Below are 19,343 nucleotides of genomic sequence, written 5' to 3'. Positions count from 1 at the left end.
CTTGATCATCTTTACGACCTGCAGCTTGAAGCTGTCGTCGAATGTCCTGCGTTTGCCAGTCATGAAAAACTCCTCGATAGATGCATTCTCCACCTATCGAGGTGTCCGGGGAAATTAGACCACTGCAGTAAGCCTGAGCATCGTGTTTGATCGGGGAGGGGGGCCCTGTTTTTTCAGGCGAGGAGGGGTGGGTGCCGGGGGGGATCGAGTGGGACGGCTCGATGGATAGGGGCTCGCATTTTTTGCAAAAAAATGGCCGGTGGGGTGTGGCCAAGTGATCCAAAAGGGATCCAGAAGTGATCCGAAACGGTGATCCAAAGCGCTCCCAAAGGCTAAAGGCCTCGCTATAGAATGTGATCTCCGATTGATAGTCGTGCGACGAGCAGAAAGCGCTAGAAGTCAGGAATGGCGAGGTCTCCAAGCCCCCCGCAACGATTACCCGTGAACCTGGTCAGATCCGGAAGGAAGCAGCCACAGCGGGAACATTGTGTGCCGGGGTGTGGCTGGTGGGGTTGCCTCCATTTCAAATCCCCCGCTTTCTTTCCATGCCCATAGCGCCGCCTCTTGCCTTGCTGTGTGTTTTTTCGTGCGTGATGCTCTGCAAAAAATGTATCTGCGCTCGGTTATGCAGCGTTGAGTACAGCACTGCGAATGCTCACTGACACCCGTCACGTGTGTTGCCAAGACCTTTCCTCGTCTTTATGTGCCTTGCCTGAGCGTCGCTCGTAAGCCTGTCGTACACACCTCTGCGCTTTGCGAGGGCGAATGCTGCGTTGGTGTGAGCGGGATATGTGCTGATGGTTAAGTAATTAGTGCACTTGCTCTGATTTCATATTTCGAATTTGTCTGTCACTGGTTTTTGCTTCGTCTAGATTCCTAATAAGCCCTGTATTGAACACACTCAAGCCGTTTATGTGCGCTCACGCAGGAGGGTTAAAGCGCCTGCTTATTGTCCGACTTAAACCGTAGGTTATATGTAGGTGGACTTGTTTAGTCGGCTAATGTTTTCCAATTAATAGTCGTTAATGCGTAAAGGTCTTTAGGATGATTCTTAAAAATGGGACCCCTTTATCGTTTTGGTTTGATGAAGTTGTATAGGCTTGGGTGTGCCAGTTACGCGGTGAAAAGTTGAATGTTGATGAGAGGTATTCGTGCAAGGCTCAGAACAAGGCCCGGCGCCGTGCTCGTTTCTTTTGAGCTGTTAAAAATACCTGATAAAACAATGTGATACGTTGTGTTTTTTGCGGTGTAGAAGATTGTTGTGTTGTCGTCTTACTTGCAATGTTGTGATTAGTTTGTAGAATCGCCGCACTTTGTGAACTTCTTTAAGCCCATCTCTGTTGTTGGAGATTGGGTGCTGTTGCACGTTTGCTTAATTCAGGTTTAAGCGTATTTGCGGTGAGCCTTGGGGTTTTTTCTGTTTTCAATGGCACGCGTGGGCGTGCTGTCCACAGGTGGAGTTTTACTGTGCGCATTAATCTTCCCGTGACCGGTGTCGAGCAAACGTTTCCAGACCATCAACGGCTGATATCGGCCACGGATGTCCACAGTCATATCACGTATTGCAATGCCGAATTCGCGGCCATGAGCGGTTTTGCTCAGGATGAGTTGATCGGCAGTACGCATAACCTGGTGCGACACCCGGATATGCCGGCATCGGTTTTCGAACTGATGTGGCGCTATCTCAAGGCCGGGAAAAGCTGGATGGGCGTCGTCAAAAACCGCTGCAAGAACGGCAACTACTACTGGGTTAGCGCGTATGTAACGCCGATTCTGGAAGGCGGACGTGTGGTCGGGTACGAGTCGGTCCGCGTCAAGCCCACCCGGGAACAGGTCTCCCGCGCTGAAGCACTGTATGCACGTCTGCGTGAAGGCAAGCCTGCCGTGCCGGCGTTGCACCGTGTCGCGCAAACAACGGGCGTCCTGTTATTGCCGGTCACCGCTGCCATCGTGTCGATTGCCAGTGCTTATGTGCTACCGACGCTGGCCGCGCAAAGCCTCACGGCGGCGTTGTTTATCGGTGTGGGCATCTGGGGGCATAGCCGCGTAGGTCAGCAATTCCAGCACATCCTCAACGCTTCTGCAGATTCGTTTTCGGACCCGATCAGCGCCAGGGTGTACAGCGACGCCGATGGTGCCGTTGCTCGGGTGCACATGATTTTGATCAGCGAAGAGGCGCGCTTGAAAACCGCACTGACCCGCCTGCTGGATCTGGCCAATCAAATGGCCGAAGCGGCGGCGGACTCCAGCCAATTGTCCAGCGACACCGAAAGCGCTTTGTTGCAACAGCGTGCTGAAACGGACATGACCGCTGCCGCCATGACCGAAATGGCCGCATCGATTTCTGAAGTGGCCATGCATGTTCAACACACGGCCGCTGAGGCGAAGACCGCAAACCAATTGGCTGAAGAGGGCAGTTTGGTGGCTGGCACCACCCGTGACGCCATTCAGTTGCTGGCCAACACGGTGAACCAGATCAACGGCGCGGTGGGCAATCTTGCCGGGCAAACCCAGGAAATCATGGTGGCGGCCAGCATGATCCGGGCGATTGCCGATCAAACCAACCTGCTGGCGCTCAATGCCGCCATCGAGGCCGCGCGCGCAGGTGAGCAAGGACGCGGTTTTGCCGTGGTGGCGGATGAAGTTCGAGCTCTTGCGGGCAAAACCCGGGAGTCGACCCAGCAGATCCAGGGCATCATCGAAAACCTGCAAGTGGGCGCCGAGGATGCCGTCAACATTGCCAGTCTGGGTATCAAGGAGGCCGAGCAGGGTGTCCGTCAGGTGCTGCAAGCGCAGGAAGCGCTGCAGGGTATCCGTCAGGCCGTTGAACGCATCACTGACATGAGCCAGCAGATGGCCGCTGCGTCGCAAGAACAGTCCTCGGTTGCCGAAGATGTTTCACGCCAAATCAACAATGTTGCTCAAACCGTGCAAAATACCGCGCAAAACGCCAATGCGGCAGTCGTACGTGGTGGCGAACTCAAGCGAATTTCTACAGGGCTACGGGCCTTGGTGGATCGTTTTAATCGGTAATTGCAAGGCGTGAAGTGAATCATGGACGATATGTACCGCAAAGCTGTAGATGCTGCGGCGATCTTTTCTGAAACCGATTTAAGTGGGCGCATCACCTACGTCAACGAGCAATTCTGCGACGTGTCGGGCTACCCGCGTGAAGAGTTGCTGGGGGCCAATCACCGCATACTGAACTCGGGCTTTCACCCGCCCGAGTTCTTTGTGGGCATGTGGCGCACCATTGCCCGGGGGAAGGTCTGGAAAGGCGAGATCTGTAACCGGGGCAAAGATGGCACGGTCTACTGGGTGGACAGCACCATGGTGCCGCTGGTGGATGAGTCCACGGGGCAAGTGCGCAAATACCTGTCGATCCGTTTTGATGTCAGCGAAAAACGTCAGTTGCTACACACCCTGCAGTGGCGAGTGGGTCACGATGTATTGACCGGTTTGCCGAACCGCGCCTACTTGTCCGACTTGTTGAATCAGGCCCTTGCATCTTCGCGCGCCGAGGGTATTCCGTTGGCGGTGTGCATGCTCGACCTGGACGGCTTCAAGGCAGTCAATGATGGTTACGGGCATGCCAGTGGCGACCTGCTGCTGATCGAGGTGGCCAAACGCTTGAAAAGCATCATGCGCGGCGATGATGTCGTCGCGCGTCTGGCGGGGGACGAGTTTGTTTTGATCCTGCGCCATGTGCGGGATGCGGACGAGCTGCACGGGGCCATGCAGCGCGTGTTGACAGCCATTTCCCGGCCCTACACGGTGGGTGAAAACAGCCTCAGTGTGTGTGCCAGTATTGGTGTCACGCTGTATCCGCTGGACAACGAAGACGCCGACACATTATTGCGCCATGCCGATCAAGCCATGTACGTGGCCAAGCAAAGCGGGCGCAACCGCTATTACGTGTTCGATGTGCTCAAGGGGCGCGAGATCAAGGCCACCCACGAACAGGTCGAGCGGGTCCGTCAGGCGTTGGCGGCGGGTGAGCTGTGTTTGCACTACCAGCCCAAGGTCAACATGCGTACTGGCGAGGTATTGGGTTTTGAAGGTTTGTTGCGCTGGCATCACCCGAAGAAAGGGCTGATGGAGCCCTGCGATTTTTTGCCGGTGGTCGAGCAGACCGACTTGATTATTGATATCGGGGAATGGGTAATCGATCAGGCGATCCGGCAAATGCACGAATGGCAGCGGGCTGGGGCGCACTGGTCGATCAGTGTCAACATTGCGGCCCGGCACTTTCAGCGGTCGGACTTCGTGGCGCGCCTCAAGGTGTTGCTGGGACGGTATGCGGACGTGCCACCCGAAAAGCTTGATCTCGAAATCATCGAGTCGGCGGCCATTGAAAACATGCAACATGTCAGTCAATGCCTCAAAGCGTGTCAGGCACTAGGTGTGCGTTTTTCGCTGGACGATTTCGGAACAGGCTATTCCTCGCTGAGCTATCTCAAGCGCTTGCCGACCGAGACCATCAAGATCGACAAATCATTCGTGCGTGACATTCTCCACGATCAGGATGACTTGGCCCTGACCACGGCGGTCGTGGGGCTGGCGCGGGCGTTCGGGCGCAACGTGATCGCCGAAGGGCTGGAGAGCGAAGCGCAGGGTTGCTTGCTGATGGAGCTAGGCTGCGAAGTGGCACAGGGCTATTTCATTGCCCGGCCCATGCCGATTCGCGAGGTGGCGAGCTGGGTGGCGGGTTTCGAGCCGCCAAGGGCGTGGTTGCAGCCAGCCTGCGCCTGAGCCGTCACAGCGGGGTGGGCGCGGTGTAGCGAGAAATGATGCGCTCAATCTCCCCGGATTGGCGCATGGCAGACAGGGTGTTGAGGATTTTTCCTGTGGGTAGTTGCGGATCGTCCCGCACCATGCAGCCGAGCCGTTGCTCCTGGACCAGCGCCACAGCGTGCAGTTGGTCAGCCGGCTGGAGGTCTTTGTTAATCCAGTCCACTGCCCATTGATTGCTTACCGCATAGTTGAAGCGTCCGATGATCAGCATTTGCAACACTTGATCCTGGCTGCGCGCGTCATCGCGCTGCAATTTGCCCGCATCAAACAAGGGTTGCAGTGAGGGGTAGGTGTAGCTGAGTACAGTGCCGACCGATTGCCGTTCCAGGGACTGCAGATCGACGGGGGCAGGGCGCTGACGCGTGCCCACCAGGACATCGCGTTGCTGGATCAGGGGCTCGCTCCACAAATATTGGTCGGCGTTCGGGCCGACCCATGAACGGCTGACAAAGCAACGCACATCCACTTCGCCATGGTCCATGGCGCTCTGAACCCGCGCACGGGGCAGTACTTGAAAGTGCGCCGGGTGTCCGACGTGCTGTGCCAGGCTTTGCATCACATCAAAGAGAATCCCTTCGGTGGGCTGGCCATTCTCGTGCCGCACCATGGGCATTGCCCAACTGTCCACGATGGCGAAGCGCAAGGGCGGCGGTTGGGCCTGGCAGGGTAATGCGGCCAGTAGCAGTATCCAGTGGGTCCAGCGCATACGGTCTCCGGCAGGGGCCAAAATGATAGAAATAGCCCGTCAGGCAGCAGCATAGCCAGATTAGACGGCCACATCGGATGCAATTTTGGCCTTGCTCCGCTAGCATTAGCGCCTTCCGCTTTTTAGACGCGACGGTTATCAATGAGTTATCAGGTTCTTGCACGTAAATGGCGTCCGCGCTCGTTCCGCGAAATGGTCGGCCAGACCCATGTGCTCAAGGCTCTGATCAACGCCCTGGACAGTCAGCGCTTGCACCACGCCTACCTTTTCACCGGTACCCGTGGCGTCGGCAAGACCACCATTGCGCGGATCATCGCCAAATGCCTGAACTGTGAAACAGGTATCACCTCGACCCCATGTGGCGAGTGTTCGGTGTGCCGCGAAATCGACGAAGGCCGTTTTGTCGACCTGATCGAAATCGATGCGGCCAGCCGCACCAAAGTCGAAGACACCCGCGAGCTGCTCGATAACGTGCAGTATGCGCCTAGCCGCGGGCGCTTCAAGGTCTACCTGATCGACGAAGTGCACATGCTCTCCAGCCATTCGTTCAATGCGCTGCTCAAAACCCTTGAAGAGCCGCCGCCCTACGTCAAGTTCATCCTGGCGACGACTGATCCGCAAAAGCTGCCGGCGACCATCTTGTCCCGCTGCCTGCAGTTCTCGCTCAAGAACATGACCCCGGAGCGCGTGGTCGAACACTTGAGCCATGTACTGAGTGTCGAAAACGTTCCGTTTGAAGACGATGCGCTGTGGCTGCTCGGCCGTGCGGCCGATGGGTCGATGCGCGATGCGATGAGCCTGACCGATCAGGCGATTGCGTTCGGTGAAGGTAAAGTGCTGGCCGCGGATGTGCGGGCCATGCTCGGTACGCTGGACCACGGTCAGGTATTTGATCTGCTCCACGCCTTGATTCAGGGCGATGCCAAAGCCTTGCTTGAGGCCGTGCGTCATTTGGCCGAGCAGGGGCCGGACTGGAGTGGCGTGCTGTCGGAAATCCTCAACGTGTTCCACCGCGTGGCGATTGCCCAGGCATTGCCTGAGGGCGTAGACAATGGCCACGGCGACCGGGATCGGGTGTTGGCGCTGGCGCACGCGATGCCCGCCGAAGATGTGCAGTTTTATTACCAGATGGGCCTGATTGGCCGCCGTGATTTGCCCCTCGCGCCAGACCCGCGTGGCGGCTTTGAGATGGTGCTGCTGCGCATGCTGGCTTTCCGTCCTGCCGACACCGGGGACGCACCGAGTCAGCCGCTAAAGCCCGTGGGGATCAGCCAGGCCACAGTTGATTCCGTTCAATCCGTGGCGACGACCACCGAGGTGGCGCCGCAGCCCTTAGTGGTGCCTGCCCCGGAGGTTGCTCCGCAACCGACGCCTGCCCCCGCGCCTGCGGTTGCGGAAATCGATTTGCCGTGGAATGAGCCTGCTGTGCCGGTGGTCGAGCAGGAACCTGCCCCCGAGCCGGTGCTGGACACCGTCAGTGAGCCGCCAGCATTGCCACCGATGCCGTTTACCCCGGACAGCGTTGTGCCCGACGCGCCGCAATGGACGTCCGCAGCGATCCCGGAGCCGACCGCCGAGCAAGTCGATGCGGCCCTTTCAGGCATGGGCCGCGATGACGAGCCACCGCTGGATGAAGATTACATCGAGCCGGATATGGACTCGGCGGCCTATAGTTATCTGGACGAACTGGCCAGTGAGCATGCTGCCGAGCATGAGCCCGCGCCGGAGCCTGAACCGTTGCCAGCCGCGATGCCGGCAACAGGGCTGGCCCTTGAATGGCTGAACATGTTCCCCAACTTACCGGTATCGGGGATGACGGCGAGCATTGGTGCCAACTGCACATTGATCTCGGCTGAAGGGGATGAGTGGCTGCTGCACCTGGACCCGGCGCACAGTGCGTTGTTTAACGCGACCCAGCAGCGCCGCTTGAACGATGCCCTGAACCAGTACTTGCAACGCACGCTTAAAGTCACCATCGAGCTGATCAAGCCCGAGCAGGAAACCCCGGCGCAAGCGGCCGCCCGCATGCGCGCCGAGCGTCAGCGTCTGGCGGAGGAGTCGATCCATGGCGATCCGTTGGTCCAGCAAATGATTCAACAGTTCGACGCATCCGTGCGCGACGATACGATTGAACCTGTCGACGTGGTCGAGCCCCAGGGTGTGTAACGGCGGATAAAAAATTTCAGCCCGTGGTCCAAGGCCATGGGCATCGTGTGCATAGACTATTTGAGGTGATTCCCATGATGAAAGGTGGCATGGCCGGCCTGATGAAGCAGGCGCAGCAGATGCAGGAAAAGATGGCCAAGATGCAAGAAGAACTGGCCAACGCAGAAGTCACCGGCAAGGCGGGTGGCGATATGGTGAGCGTGGTCATGACCGGGCGTCACGACATCAAGCGTGTCAGCATTGACCCAAGCTTGTTGGAAGGCGTGAGCGATGATGACCGCGAAGTGCTGGAAGACTTGTTCGCTGCGGCCGTCAACGACGCAGTTCGCAAGATCGAAGCCAACAGCCAGGACAAAATGAGCGGCGTGACCGCGGGCATGCAATTGCCACCGGGCATGAAGCTGCCGTTCTAAGGCGCTTTTGGAAAGCCGGGCTCCGCGCCCGGCTTTTTTTTGTCCGCTTTTTGTCGTCGCTGTCGCAGGCTGCGGGGGTGGCGAGAGAATTTGACGCTGCCTGACCGGGCGGGTATAAACCGCCTCTCGTTGTTTTGTCGGACTTTTCCCTATGAGCTTTAGCCCCCTGATTCGCCAACTGATTGATGCCTTGCGCACTTTGCCGGGCGTGGGCCAAAAGACCGCGCAGCGCATGGCTCTGCAGTTGCTGGAGCGTGACCGCAGTGGTGGCTCGCGTCTGGCGCTGGCGTTGAGTCAGGCGATGGAAGGCGTGGGGCATTGCCGGTTGTGCCGCACCCTGACCGAAGACGATCTGTGCCCGCAATGCGCGGACCTGCGTCGCGATGACACCCTGCTGTGTGTGGTGGAAGGCCCGATGGACGTCTATGCCGTGGAGCAAACGGGTTATCGCGGTCGTTACTTCGTGCTCAAGGGGCATTTGTCGCCGCTTGATGGCTTGGGGCCAGAGGCGATTGGCATTCCGCAGCTGATGGCGCGGATTGAATCGCAAGGCACCTTCACGGAAGTCATCCTGGCCACCAACCCGACGGTCGAAGGCGAGGCCACTGCGCATTACATCGCCCAGTTGTTGCACAGCAAAGGGTTGATCGCCTCGCGCATCGCCCACGGTGTACCGTTGGGTGGCGAGCTTGAATTGGTAGATGGCGGCACGCTGGCGCATTCGTTCGCCGGGCGCAAACCTATCGCGCTGTGAGGCAATTGCCCTTGCTGCCGATCATGGCAACAAGGGCGACGCTTTATTCGGTCAGTGAAAACTCAGTCAGGCTGAAGGTCGAAATGCCGATGTCATTCAGACGCTTTGAGCCGCCCAACTCTGGCAGGTCAATAATGGCCGCCGCTTCAAAGACTGTTGCTCCCATGCGCCGTGCCAGATTGGCGGCAGCAATCAATGTGCCGCCTGTGGCAATCAGGTCATCCACGATCAGCAACGAATCGCCTTCGCACAAGCTGTCTGCGTGCGCCTCGAGAAACGCTTCGCCATATTCGGTCTGATAGCCTTCAGCGATCACATCCGCCGGCAGTTTGCCCTGCTTGCGAAACAGGATCAGGGGCTTATTGAGCTGGTGAGCCAGCACCGATCCGATCAGAAACCCGCGTGCATCCATGGCGCCAATGTGGGTGAAGTCGGCTTCTACGTAGCGTTCGATAAACGAATCGGCAATCACGCGCATGGCGCGGGGGGATTGATACAGCGGGGTGATGTCGCGAAAAATCACGCCCGGCTTGGGGAAGTCAATGACCGGGCGGATCAGCGATTTTAAGCAGAAGTCGTTGAAGACCATGGTGTGGGAGTGTCCTGGCGTGCATTAAGCGCGCCAGTATAGCGGCTTTAGCCTTCCAGGGATCCGCCTGCCAGCGCGCACAGCTTGATTGGATCAAGGATGTGCACTTCCTTGCCCTCGGCGCTCAGCAATTTGTCAGTCTGCAAGCGCGTGAACACCCGCGAGACCGTTTCAACGGCCAGGCCCAGGTAGTTGCCGATTTCGTTGCGTGACATGCTCAGGCGGAATTGGTTGGGCGAGAACCCGCGAGCCCGGAAGCGGGCAGACAGGTTAACCAGGAACGTGGCAATACGTTCATCGGCGGTCTTTTTCGACAGCAAGAGCATCATTTGTTGATCGTCGCGGATTTCGCGGCTCATCACACGCATCAATTGACGACGCAGTTGAGGCAGTTGCAGCGCCAGTTCATCGAGACGCTCAAACGGAATCTCGCACACCGAAGTGGTTTCCAGCGCCTGTGCCGACACCGGATAGGCTTCGGTGTCCATGCCGGACAGGCCGACCAGTTCACTGGGCAAGTGGAAGCCCGTGATTTGCTCTTCGCCGCTGTCGCTCAAGCTGAATGTCTTGAGCGCGCCAGAACGTACTGCGTACACCGAGCCAAACGTATCGCCCTGGCGAAACAGGAACTCACCTTTTTTTAGGGGGCGGCCTCGCTTGACGATCTCATCCAGCGCGTCCATGTCTTCCAGATTCAATGAAAGTGGTAAGCACAGAGGCGCCAAACTGCAATCCTTGCAGTGAGCCTGGTTATGAGCGCGCAGTTTTACTGGCTCAGACATTTCTTTAATCCTTGTGGGAAAACACACATAAGTTACAAGGGTAACTCAGCACGGGAATCCAGACCAGTGCACCCTTTGTGGGCGTAGGTCTCAAGGAAGGCAGGATTTGGCCGATATAAAAGTTATCGTTGATAAAGGGAGCAGGGAAGATGTCGTCGATGGGTGGAGTAACCCTGGGTCAAAGTGGCATGTTGCATATCGCGGTGCCTGCGCAGAATGCACAGAACCCGAAAACGGCCGATAAAAACGCGACACTTGAAGTAGATGCCGCTGCGCCAGCCGAAGGCGTGTCGGTCACTATTTCCGGCGCTGCCCTCAAAGCAGCCGGTGCACAAAAGGCTAATAACAACGACATCGAAGACAGCGGCTTGCCCGATAACATTCAGAAGCTGCTGAAAATGATTCGCGAGGTCAAAAAACAGATCGCCGAGAAGCAGCAGCAACTGCAACAAGTGTTGACCAACAGCAGCCTGAGCCCGGAACAGGCCAAGGCTCAAGCGTCTGCGTTGCAGGGCGAGATTTCCAGCTTGACGGCCAGTCTGATCACGCTCAACGCCAGCCTGGCCAAGGCCATGAAAGATTTGAGCGGCGATGACGCGCTCAAGACCGCTTCATTAGCCGCTAAATAACCCGCGAATAGCGCTGGCGGTTTTGCTGTTCCAGGTAGGCATCAAACACCATGCACACCGAGCGCACCAATAACCGCCCCGCGGGCAGAACAGTCAACTGGTCACTGTCCAGTGCGATGAGGCCGTCTTGCGCCATCTCTTCCAGTGCTGGCCACTGGGCCGCGAAATAGCCCCTGAAGTCGATGTTGAACGCCTGTTCGATGCGCGCAAACGGCAGGTGCAGGTTGCAGATAATTTGCTGAATCACTTCGCGGCGAATCCGGTCATCCTGATTGCAGATCAACCCCCGGCTGGTGGCGAGCTGCGCACTGGCCAGCGTGTTCTGGTACTGCGCCAGATCGCTATTGTTCTGGCAGTACAGGTCGCCGATCTGGCTGATGGCCGAAACACCGAGCCCGATCAGGTCGCAATGACCGTGGGTGGTGTAGCCCTGAAAGTTGCGTTGCAGGGTGGCTTCTTCCTGCGCAATGGCCAGTTCGTCATCCGGCAGGGCGAAATGATCCATACCGATGTAGCGATAACCGGCTTGGGTCAACTGCTCAATGGTGTGTTGCAGCATCAGCAACTTGTCAGCGGGTGAAGGCAAATCGCTTGCATTGATGCGGCGCTGTGGCATGAAACGTTCAGGCAAGTGCGCGTAGTTGAACACGGACAAGCGATCCGGCTGCAGGTTAATGACCTCTTCGACCGTGCGTGCGAACGCCTCGGGTGTCTGTTTGGGCAGGCCGTAGATCAAGTCGATATTGATCGAACGAAACTGCAGGGTACGCGCCGCGTCAATCACAGCGCGGGTCTCTTCCAGGCTTTGCAGGCGATTCACCGCGCGTTGTACCTGCGGGTCGAGGTCCTGTAGGCCGATACTGACCCGGTTAAACCCGAGTTCGCGCAACAGCCCCATGGTCGACCAGTCGGCCTCGCGCGGGTCGATCTCAATGCCGTAGTCGCCGGAGTCATCGTCCAGCAGGTTGAAATGCTGGCGCAACTTACCCATTAACTGGCGCAGTTCGTCATGGCTGAGGAACGTCGGGGTACCGCCGCCAAAGTGCAGTTGTTCAACCTTTTGCTTGGGGTCGAGGTGGCAGGCGATCTGTTGGATTTCCTGCTCCAGGCGTTGCAGATACGGCTGAGCGCGACCCCGGTCTTTGGTCACGACTTTGTTGCAGGCGCAGTAGTAGCAAATGTTCGCGCAGAACGGCACGTGCACATACAACGACAGAGGGCGCAACGCCTTGCGGCTTTCACGCAAGGCGTGCAGCAGGTCAAACGCGCTGACCTGGCTGTTGAACTGCATGGCGGTTGGATACGAGGTATAGCGCGGTCCGGCCATGTCGTAACGGCGAATTAAATCTGAGTCCCAACGAATGGCGTCGAGCATGCGGGTATCCCCCGGGATGGCTGGCAATAATCGCGAGTCTAGGGGGTGAGTCACTGCTGCATCTTGATTTGCATCAAGCGCTGTGGTTGCAAGGTTTTCCGTCGCGGTCCAGGCACGCGGCAGCGAAGGGGTAAGAGGCGCACGCTTCCATTGCGGGTCGCGAGCGGCCTCGGTCGGCCCGGTTCAGTGCCCCATCAGCCAGTGTTGATGGGGGCCGGGCAGGGTCCAGATGCCGAACAGGATTACCAGCACGCCGCCCGTCATGCGCACGCTGCGTTTGCGCAGCAGCGCCGTTACGCGCTCGGCCGCAAGCCCTGTGGCCAGCAACACCGGCCACGTACCAAGGCCAAATGCGAGCATTAACAGCGCGCTGTCGGTCGCGCTGCCCTGGCTGGCTGACCAGATCAGGGTGCTGTATACCAACCCGCACGGCAGCCAGCCCCACAGTGCGCCCAGCAGTAAAGCGCGCGGCATGCTCGATACCGGTAACAGTCGCGTCGCAATCGGCTGGATATGGCGCCACAGGCCGCGTCCCAGGCTTTCAATACGGGTCAGCCCGCTCCACCAGCCCGCCAGGTACAAGCCCATGCAAATCAGCAGCACCCCCGCCAGGAGGCGCATGAACAGCGCCGCCGGGCTGTTGGCCACGGCCCAGCCCGCGAGCCCGAGCAATAAACCGGCTGCGGCATAGCTGAGAATTCGACCGAGGTTGTAGGCCACCAGCAACCTGAAGCGTCGGCTGCGTTGTTCTTTTGGGATGGCCAGCGTCAACGCGCCCATTAATCCGCCGCACATCCCCAGGCAATGGCCACCGCCCAGCAGGCCGAGGATGACGGCTGAAACCAGCAGGGGCGCCAATTCAAGCATGGGGCGGCGCTTTTTGATCGTCGTCTTTGGAGGCGTCCGGGTGCAGGCCTTTGGCCTCGTCGACGGCGGCAGTGTGTTGCGGGTCCTGATCGTCAAACAGAATGCTGTGGGCTGGGCTGTCCAAATCGTCGTACTGGCCGCTGTCCACCGCCCAAAAGAAGATGTAAATGGCGACCCCGACAATCAGCAAGGCCGCGGGAATCATGACGTAAAGTGCTGGCATATGAACTCCGGACGGCCGTTTCAGACCGGCATCGGCTGAGGGTCTAGGGTCGGTTGCGGGCTGGCCTGCTTCGGCATGCGCGTCAGGCGCAAGGCGTTCAAGACCACGGTCAGTGAGCTGATGGACATGCCCACGGCGGCCCATACGGGGGTGATCCAGCCCAGCGCCGCAAAAGGTAGCATCAGGCCGTTGTACAGGCCTGCCCACAACAGGTTTTCGATGATAACCCGACGCGTGCGACGGGCAAGGCTGAACGCTTGCACCAATGCATCCAGCCGATTGGACAGCAGCACGGCATCCGCGCTGGTTTTGGCCAAATCGGTTGCTGATCCCATGGCCACGCTGATGTCGGCAGCAGCCAGCACCGGCACGTCGTTGACCCCGTCACCGAGCATCAACACTTTGCGGCCCTGGGCATGCAACTGCTGCAACACGTGCAATTTGTCGTCGGGGCGCAGGCCGCCCCGCGCTTCATCAATCCCCAGCTCGGCCGCCACACGGTCGACCATCGGTGAGGTATCGCCAGACAGCAGCAGCGTTCGCCAGCCCCGTGCCTTGCAGGCCGCCAGCAGAGCAGGGGCGTCAGCGCGCAGGCGGTCATCAAGGACGAACCAAGCCAGCGGGCCCTGAGCGTCCCCCAGCAGCAGCCATTGACCCGGCTCCTGCGGCATGTCCGGCAGGGTCGCTTGGCTCAGCTCACAGACAAACCCCGGTTGGCCAATGCGCAAACGCTGCACACCTACGCGCCCTTCAAGGCCCAGGCCGGGCGTGCTGTGCACGTCTTCTGCGGCGTGTGGCGCGCGGCCGAATGCGCGGGCAATCGGGTGTTCAGAGCGGTTTTCCAGCGCAGCGGCCAGCGCAAGGCATTGGTCGCTGTCCAGGTCACGCAGGGGGCGAATGGCCCGCAGCGCCAGACGGCCTTCGGTCAAGGTTCCGGTTTTGTCGAAGATCACCGTGTCAATTTGGTTCAACCCTTCGATCACGTGCCCGCGGGTCAGCAGCAGGCCCAACTTGTGCAAAGTGCCGGTGGCCGCTGTGAGGGCGGTGGGGGTGGCCAGCGAGAGGGCACACGGGCAGGTTGCTACCAGCATGGCCAGCACAATCCAGAATGCGCGGGAGGGGTCTAGCTGCCACCACAACACCCCGATGGCAGCCGCTGCGAGTAACGAGAACAGCAAAAACCATTGCGCGGCCTTGTCGGCAATTTCGGCCAGGCGCGGTTTTTCGCTTTGCGCGCGGTCGAGCAAGCGGACGATGGCCGACAGGCGCGTGTCCTGGCCCAAGGCCAGTACTTCGAGGGTCAGGGCGCCTTCGACGTTCAGCGTGCCTGCCGTAACCGCGTCGCCGGGACTGCGAGGCTGGGGCAGGTATTCGCCGGTCAGCAGTGATTCGTCGATACTCGATTGCCCGTCGAGGATCTTGCCATCGGCCGGCAAGATCGAACCGGGGTGCACCAGTACCTTGTCCCCGACCTTGAGTTCAGTCAGCAGGATGCGCTCGCTTTGCCCGTCACTGCTCAGGCGCAGGCACGAGGCGGGCAGCAGATTAACCAGTTGCGCGGTCGCGGCGGCGGTGCGCTCCCGGGCGCGACGTTCGAGGTAGCGCCCGGCCAGCAGGAACAGCGCAAACATGCCCACTGCATCGAAATACAGTTCGCCGATGCCGGTAATGGCAGTCCAGATACCGGCGATGTAGGCACCGCCGATGGCCAGAGATACCGACACATCCATGGTCAGGTGCCGAGTACGCAGGTCACGCATGGCGCCTTTGAAAAACGGCGCGCAGCTGTAAAACACAATGGGGGTGGTCAGAAACAGTGCGACCCAGCGCAGGATAGTGTGCATCTCGGGGCTGAGGTCGATGTTGAATTCGGGCCAAGTTGCCATGGTAGCCATCATGGCCTGAAACCACAGCAATCCGGCGACGCCCAATTGGCGCAAGGCCAGGCGGTTTTCACTGGCCAGTTGCTCGGTAGCGCGGTCGGCCTGATACGGGTGGGCCGCATAGCCGATGTGACGCAGTTCGCTCAGCACTTCACTGAGGGGCAGTTGGCTGTCGGCCCAGCGCACATGCAGGCGGTGATTGGACAGGTTCAGGCGTGCTTCGCTGACCGCCGGCAGGCGGCGCAGGTGTTTTTCAATCAACCAGCCACAAGCCGCGCAACTGATGCCTTCAATCAACAAAGTGGTTTCTGCCTGTTCCCCTTCGTGTCGCACAAAAGGCTGTTGCACGTCGGGACGGTCATACAGGGCCAGCTCTTCCACCAGTTGCACGGGTAGCGCTTCAGGGTTGGCAGAGGCTTCGCTGCGGTGCTGGTAATAACTTTCCAGGCCGCCAGCGACGATGGCTTCTGCCACGGCCTGGCAGCCGGGGCAGCAAAACTCGCGGGTCTCACCGAGAACGATTGCAGTGAATCGACTGCCAGGCGGAACGGGCAGGGCGCAGTGATAGCAGGGAACGGGAGTGGTCATGGCGGTCTGTCGCGAGGCTGTGCGCTGAACATACATCATTGCCCGCAAGGCCGACGGTGCAGGGTTCGCGTATCCCTGTGACGACGGCCCTGCGGGCAATGTGTTTACTGTTTGGAGTGGTCTTCAGCGCCTTGCAGGGGTTCGTCACCCAACAACAGGTCTTTGTCGTGACCGACTTCTTCTTCCTCAAACAGGCGCCAGGTCTTACCGTCTTCGACGCCCAGCAGTTCGACGAAGCGACGACCTTCAACCTTGTCATCCAGCTGGCCGATGTAACGGCGCGGTTCCGACTCGCTCTGGGTCAGCAACACCTTGCGGTCTTTTTCAGGCTGGGTTGGCGAAATCAGGCTCAGTTCTAAGGTTTTCGGGTGGCTGTTGCCCTCAAGCAGCAGCACCACTTCACCGGTCATGCCATCCAGGTGCAACGTCGCCTTAAGGTTGAGGTTCTGGCCCAACAGCTCGCGGTCGAGCGAGCGGTTGATGCCTTTGCCCGCCTCGTAGTAGTTGTCATTGACCAGGTGGTCGGGGTTGTTCACCGCAATGGTGACCATCGACAGCGTGAGCGTCACCGAACAAGCCAGAATGGCAATGATGATCCACGGCCACAGATGCTTGTACCACGGGCTGTAGGGTTTTGGTGCTGGCATGGCAAGGCTCTCTTATCTGATTTGGGGGCCGATGAAGCGGCTCTTGGCTTTAACGTTGATGTCGCTGTTGTCCGCGTCCTTGAGAATGAAATACACCTCATTGGTGCTGGACGGCAGCGCTTCGGGGGCAATCGACAGCTCGACCGGCATGCTGACGATATCGCCGGCGGCTACCTTGATCTCGCGTTTGCCTTGCAGTTTCAGGTCCGGCAGGCCCGTGGCGTCGAGCACGTAGGTATGGTCGTGCTGGTCCTTGTTCATGATCTTCAGGCTGTACACGTTTTCAATCCGGCCCTCAGCGTTTTCGCGGTACAGCACGCGGTCTTTGCTGACATCAAACCCGACCAGGCTGCGGGTAAAGAAGGCGGCGGCGAGCAAGCCCATCATCGTCAGCAGCACCAGCGCATACCCGATCAGGCGAGGGCGCAGCTTGTGGGTTTTTTGCCCGGACAAGTTGTGTTCGGTGGTGTAGCTGATGAGGCCGCGCGGGTAGTTCATCTTGTCCATGATGCTGTCACAGGCGTCGATACAGGCCGCGCAGCCGATGCACTCGATCTGCAGGCCGTCACGGATGTCGATCCCCGTCGGGCACACCTGTACGCACATGGTGCAGTCGATACAGTCACCCAGCCCTTGCGCCTTGTAGTCCGCATCTTTCTTGCGCGGGCCGCGGACTTCACCGCGACGCGGGTCGTAGGACACGATCAGTGTGTCCTTGTCGAACATCACGCTCTGGAACCGCGCATACGGGCACATGTAAATGCACACTTGTTCGCGCAGCCACCCGGCATTGCCGTAGGTGGCGAGGGTAAAGAAGCCGACCCAGAAATACGCCCAGCCATCGGCCTGGCCGGTGAAGAAATCGATCACCAGCTCGCGAATGGGGGAGAAGTAGCCGACAAAGGTCATGCCGGTGACAAAGCCGATCAGCAGCCACAGGCTGTGCTTGCTGAGCTTGCGCACGAACTTGTTGGCGCTCATCGGCGCTTTGTCGAGTTTGATGCGCTGGTTGCGGTCACCTTCGGTGACTTTTTCGCACCACATGAAAACCCAGGTCCACACGCTCTGCGGGCAGGTATAGCCACACCACACACGCCCGGCGTACACAGTAATGAAGAACAGGCCGAAGGCGGCGACGATCAGCAGGCCCGACAGCAGGATGAAATCCTGTGGCCAGAAGGTGGCGCCAAAAATGAAGAATTTACGTTCCGGAAGGTTCCACCAGACAGCCTGATGGCCGCCCCAGTTGAGCCAGACAGTGCCGAAGTACAGCAAAAACAGCACAGCCCCCCCGACCATTCGCAAATTGCGGAACAAACCGGTGAATGCGCGGGTGTAGATCTTTTCCCGGGCAGCATAGAGGTTGACGCTTTCAGGTGCCTTCTTGGCAGGTGGCGTTACATCGTGTACTGGAATCTGATTGCTCATTAGTGCGTCCCACGGCAGTGGAAAAATGCCGCGACCAGTGCGTGCCGGCCGCAGTCAGAAGGTGTTGCAGTGGCGCAATGATACGCCTGTGACTCTAGCTCAAGGGTGCGACCTTTGGTCGCGTTCCGAAAAAACAGAACTTGGTATAGCAGTTGTAACAAGTCATGACACAGATCAATTGACTTCAGTGTTTGGCTGCAGGCCGCAAAGCCCGTAGCACGCTTGGCCAGAGCGGTTTCATTGCGTTACGTGCAGTTTCTCATGGCGTAAAAAAGCCCCGCCAACACTGGGTGGCGGGGCTTTTTGTCAACGCGGTCAAACCACTGGGTTATTCAGCGGCCTTGGCGTCTTCACCGTGGGACAGGCTGTACACGTAAGCAGCCAGCAAGTGAACCTTGTCGTTCCCTTGCAGATCCGCTTGAGCAGGCATCTGGCCCTCACGGCCGTAACGGATGGTCTGCTGCAGTTGCGCGAAGCTCGAACCGTAAATGAATGCGCCCGGGTGAGTCAGGTTGGGTGCGCCCATCAGCGGGTTGCCTTTGCCTTCCGGGCCGTGACACACGGCACAGTTGGTGGCGAACAGCTCTTTGCCTTTGGCCGGATCAGCCTTGGCGCCTTCTGGCAGCTTGCGGCCGTCCAGCTGGGTCAGCACGTAAGCGGCTACGTCGCTAACGCCCTGTTCGCCGATTATGTCAGCCCAGCCCGGCATCATCGCGTGGCGGCCATCCATGATGGTGGTCTTGATCTCTTGCGGGCTACCGCCCCAGCGCCAGTCGGCGTCGGTCAGGTTAGGGAAGCCGTATGCACCCTTGGCATCGGAACCGTGGCACACCGAGCAGTTGGACGCGAACAAACGGCCGCCCATTTTCAGTGCTTGCGGATCTTTAGCGACTTCCTCAATGGGCATGGCAGCGAATTTGGCGAAGATCGGACCAAATTTGGCATCCGATTTGGCCATTTCCTTTTCCCACTCGTGAACCCCTGTCCAGCCTGTCTGACCATTGGCAAACGGCGTTTCCTTTTGCAGGTCGAGGTACTGGTAACCCGGCAACAGGCCTTTCCAGTTACCCAGACCCGGGTACAGCACCAGATAGCCCAAGGCAAAAATCACGGTGCCCACAAACAGCATGAACCACCATTTCGGCATCGGGTTGTCGTACTCTTCAATCCCGTCGTAAGAGTGCCCAACTGTCTCGTCAGTCTGTTCGCTGCGTTGCCCCTTGCGGGTGGCCAGCAACAACCAGGTCAAGGCGAAGATGGTACCCAGAGTGAGGACTGTGACGTACAGACTCCAGAACGTAGTCATTCTTTGTTACTCCTAGAAGCTTGCTCTTGCTCGACGTGCTTGATGGCTTCGGGATCATCCTTGAACGGCAACAGGGTTGCGTCTTCAAACTCCGACTTGCGGCGCGGGCTGAACACCCACAGCGCCAAACCGATAAAAGCCACCATCACGACGACAGTGCCCAGGCCACGAATCATCCCGATATCCATCTAGA

The 19,343-nt window shown here is 58.8% G+C and carries 17 protein-coding genes and 1 other RNA gene; 7 read left to right on the top strand and 11 right to left on the bottom strand.

All coding sequences use genetic code 11. The features are described 5' to 3' along the window. Positions 1-415 precede the first annotated feature (415 nt). From ffs to HBN68_RS13390, 3 genes are all read left to right on the top strand, one after another. Positions 416-512: signal recognition particle sRNA small type (gene ffs / locus HBN68_RS13400), an RNA gene on the top strand. Positions 513-1,467: 955 nt separating this feature from the next. Then, positions 1,468-3,033, top strand: coding sequence for a PAS domain-containing methyl-accepting chemotaxis protein (locus HBN68_RS13395; protein WP_169964287.1), 1,566 nt, complete (start codon positions 1,468-1,470; stop codon positions 3,031-3,033). A gap of 21 nt (positions 3,034-3,054) precedes the next feature. Then, positions 3,055-4,752: an EAL domain-containing protein gene (locus HBN68_RS13390; protein WP_094994550.1), complete on the top strand. Its 1,698-nt coding sequence runs from the start codon at positions 3,055-3,057 to the stop codon at positions 4,750-4,752. Between the two features lie 4 nt (positions 4,753-4,756). Here the strand turns inward: HBN68_RS13390 and HBN68_RS13385 are convergent, their stop codons facing one another. After that, a complete protein-coding gene (locus tag HBN68_RS13385; RefSeq protein WP_094994549.1) occupies positions 4,757-5,500 on the bottom strand; it encodes a transporter substrate-binding domain-containing protein in 744 nt (247 codons plus the stop codon). 141 nt (positions 5,501-5,641) lie between these two features. On the opposite strand from HBN68_RS13385, the gene dnaX reads away from it, so the two are divergent. From dnaX to recR, 3 genes are all read left to right on the top strand, one after another. Next, positions 5,642-7,666 (top strand): DNA polymerase III subunit gamma/tau, encoded by a 2,025-nt coding sequence (gene dnaX, locus HBN68_RS13380; protein WP_169964289.1) that lies wholly within the window; start codon positions 5,642-5,644, stop codon positions 7,664-7,666. Between the two features lie 74 nt (positions 7,667-7,740). After that, a complete protein-coding gene (locus HBN68_RS13375) occupies positions 7,741-8,079 on the top strand; it encodes a YbaB/EbfC family nucleoid-associated protein (RefSeq protein WP_017527493.1) in 339 nt (112 codons plus the stop codon). A 151-nt stretch (positions 8,080-8,230) separates the two neighbouring features. Continuing rightward, positions 8,231-8,833: a recombination mediator RecR gene (gene recR, locus HBN68_RS13370; protein WP_047275252.1), complete on the top strand. Its 603-nt coding sequence runs from the start codon at positions 8,231-8,233 to the stop codon at positions 8,831-8,833. A gap of 43 nt (positions 8,834-8,876) precedes the next feature. On the opposite strand, the gene HBN68_RS13365 is transcribed toward recR, so the two are convergent. Both HBN68_RS13365 and fnr read right to left on the bottom strand, forming a co-directional pair. Beyond that, on the bottom strand, positions 8,877-9,422 hold the full coding sequence (locus HBN68_RS13365; protein WP_094994547.1) for an adenine phosphoribosyltransferase: 546 nt from the start codon (positions 9,420-9,422) through the stop codon (positions 8,877-8,879). 47 nt (positions 9,423-9,469) lie between these two features. Beyond that, positions 9,470-10,204: a fumarate/nitrate reduction transcriptional regulator Fnr gene (fnr, locus tag HBN68_RS13360; RefSeq protein ID WP_094994546.1), complete on the bottom strand. Its 735-nt coding sequence runs from the start codon at positions 10,202-10,204 to the stop codon at positions 9,470-9,472. A 158-nt stretch (positions 10,205-10,362) separates the two neighbouring features. Between fnr and HBN68_RS13355 the strand changes: the two genes are divergently transcribed. Next, complete coding sequence (locus HBN68_RS13355) at positions 10,363-10,833, top strand: hypothetical protein (RefSeq protein ID WP_262373512.1); 471 nt, start codon at positions 10,363-10,365, stop codon at positions 10,831-10,833. On the opposite strand, the gene hemN is transcribed toward HBN68_RS13355, so the two are convergent. From hemN to HBN68_RS13315, 8 genes are all read right to left on the bottom strand, one after another. Further along, complete coding sequence (hemN, locus tag HBN68_RS13350) at positions 10,826-12,208, bottom strand: oxygen-independent coproporphyrinogen III oxidase (protein WP_094994545.1); 1,383 nt, start codon at positions 12,206-12,208, stop codon at positions 10,826-10,828. The two genes, HBN68_RS13355 and hemN, sit on opposite strands and share 8 nt — an antisense overlap. 183 nt (positions 12,209-12,391) lie before the next feature. After that, positions 12,392-13,075, bottom strand: coding sequence for a sulfite exporter TauE/SafE family protein (locus HBN68_RS13345; RefSeq protein WP_094994544.1), 684 nt, complete (start codon positions 13,073-13,075; stop codon positions 12,392-12,394). Next, on the bottom strand, positions 13,068-13,298 hold the full coding sequence (gene ccoS, locus HBN68_RS13340) for a cbb3-type cytochrome oxidase assembly protein CcoS (RefSeq protein WP_094994543.1): 231 nt from the start codon (positions 13,296-13,298) through the stop codon (positions 13,068-13,070). Before ccoS ends, HBN68_RS13345 begins: the two co-directional genes overlap by 8 nt. Before the next feature lie 20 nt (positions 13,299-13,318). Further along, on the bottom strand, positions 13,319-15,769 hold the full coding sequence (locus HBN68_RS13335; RefSeq protein WP_169964291.1) for a heavy metal translocating P-type ATPase: 2,451 nt from the start codon (positions 15,767-15,769) through the stop codon (positions 13,319-13,321). Positions 15,770-15,873: 104 nt separating this feature from the next. Further along, the gene (locus tag HBN68_RS13330) at positions 15,874-16,416 is read right to left on the bottom strand and encodes a FixH family protein (protein WP_094994542.1); all 543 of its coding nucleotides are present in this window, start codon (positions 16,414-16,416) and stop codon (positions 15,874-15,876) included. 12 nt (positions 16,417-16,428) lie between these two features. Beyond that, on the bottom strand, positions 16,429-17,844 hold the full coding sequence (ccoG, locus tag HBN68_RS13325; protein ID WP_094994541.1) for a cytochrome c oxidase accessory protein CcoG: 1,416 nt from the start codon (positions 17,842-17,844) through the stop codon (positions 16,429-16,431). Between the two features lie 328 nt (positions 17,845-18,172). Then, entirely contained in the window at positions 18,173-19,150 is a 978-nt protein-coding gene (gene ccoP, locus HBN68_RS13320; RefSeq protein ID WP_094994540.1) for a cytochrome-c oxidase, cbb3-type subunit III, read from the bottom strand. Beyond that, complete coding sequence (locus tag HBN68_RS13315) at positions 19,147-19,338, bottom strand: cbb3-type cytochrome c oxidase subunit 3 (RefSeq protein WP_080960189.1); 192 nt, start codon at positions 19,336-19,338, stop codon at positions 19,147-19,149. Before HBN68_RS13315 ends, ccoP begins: the two co-directional genes overlap by 4 nt. Between the last annotated feature and the right edge of the window lie 5 nt (positions 19,339-19,343).

Source organism: Pseudomonas sp. WS 5078 (assembly GCF_012985745.1).
Taxonomy (GTDB): domain Bacteria; phylum Pseudomonadota; class Gammaproteobacteria; order Pseudomonadales; family Pseudomonadaceae; genus Aquipseudomonas; species Aquipseudomonas lundensis_A.
The sequence above is the reverse complement of the archived record's forward strand: the minus strand, read 5'-3'. Positions and strand labels throughout refer to the sequence as shown.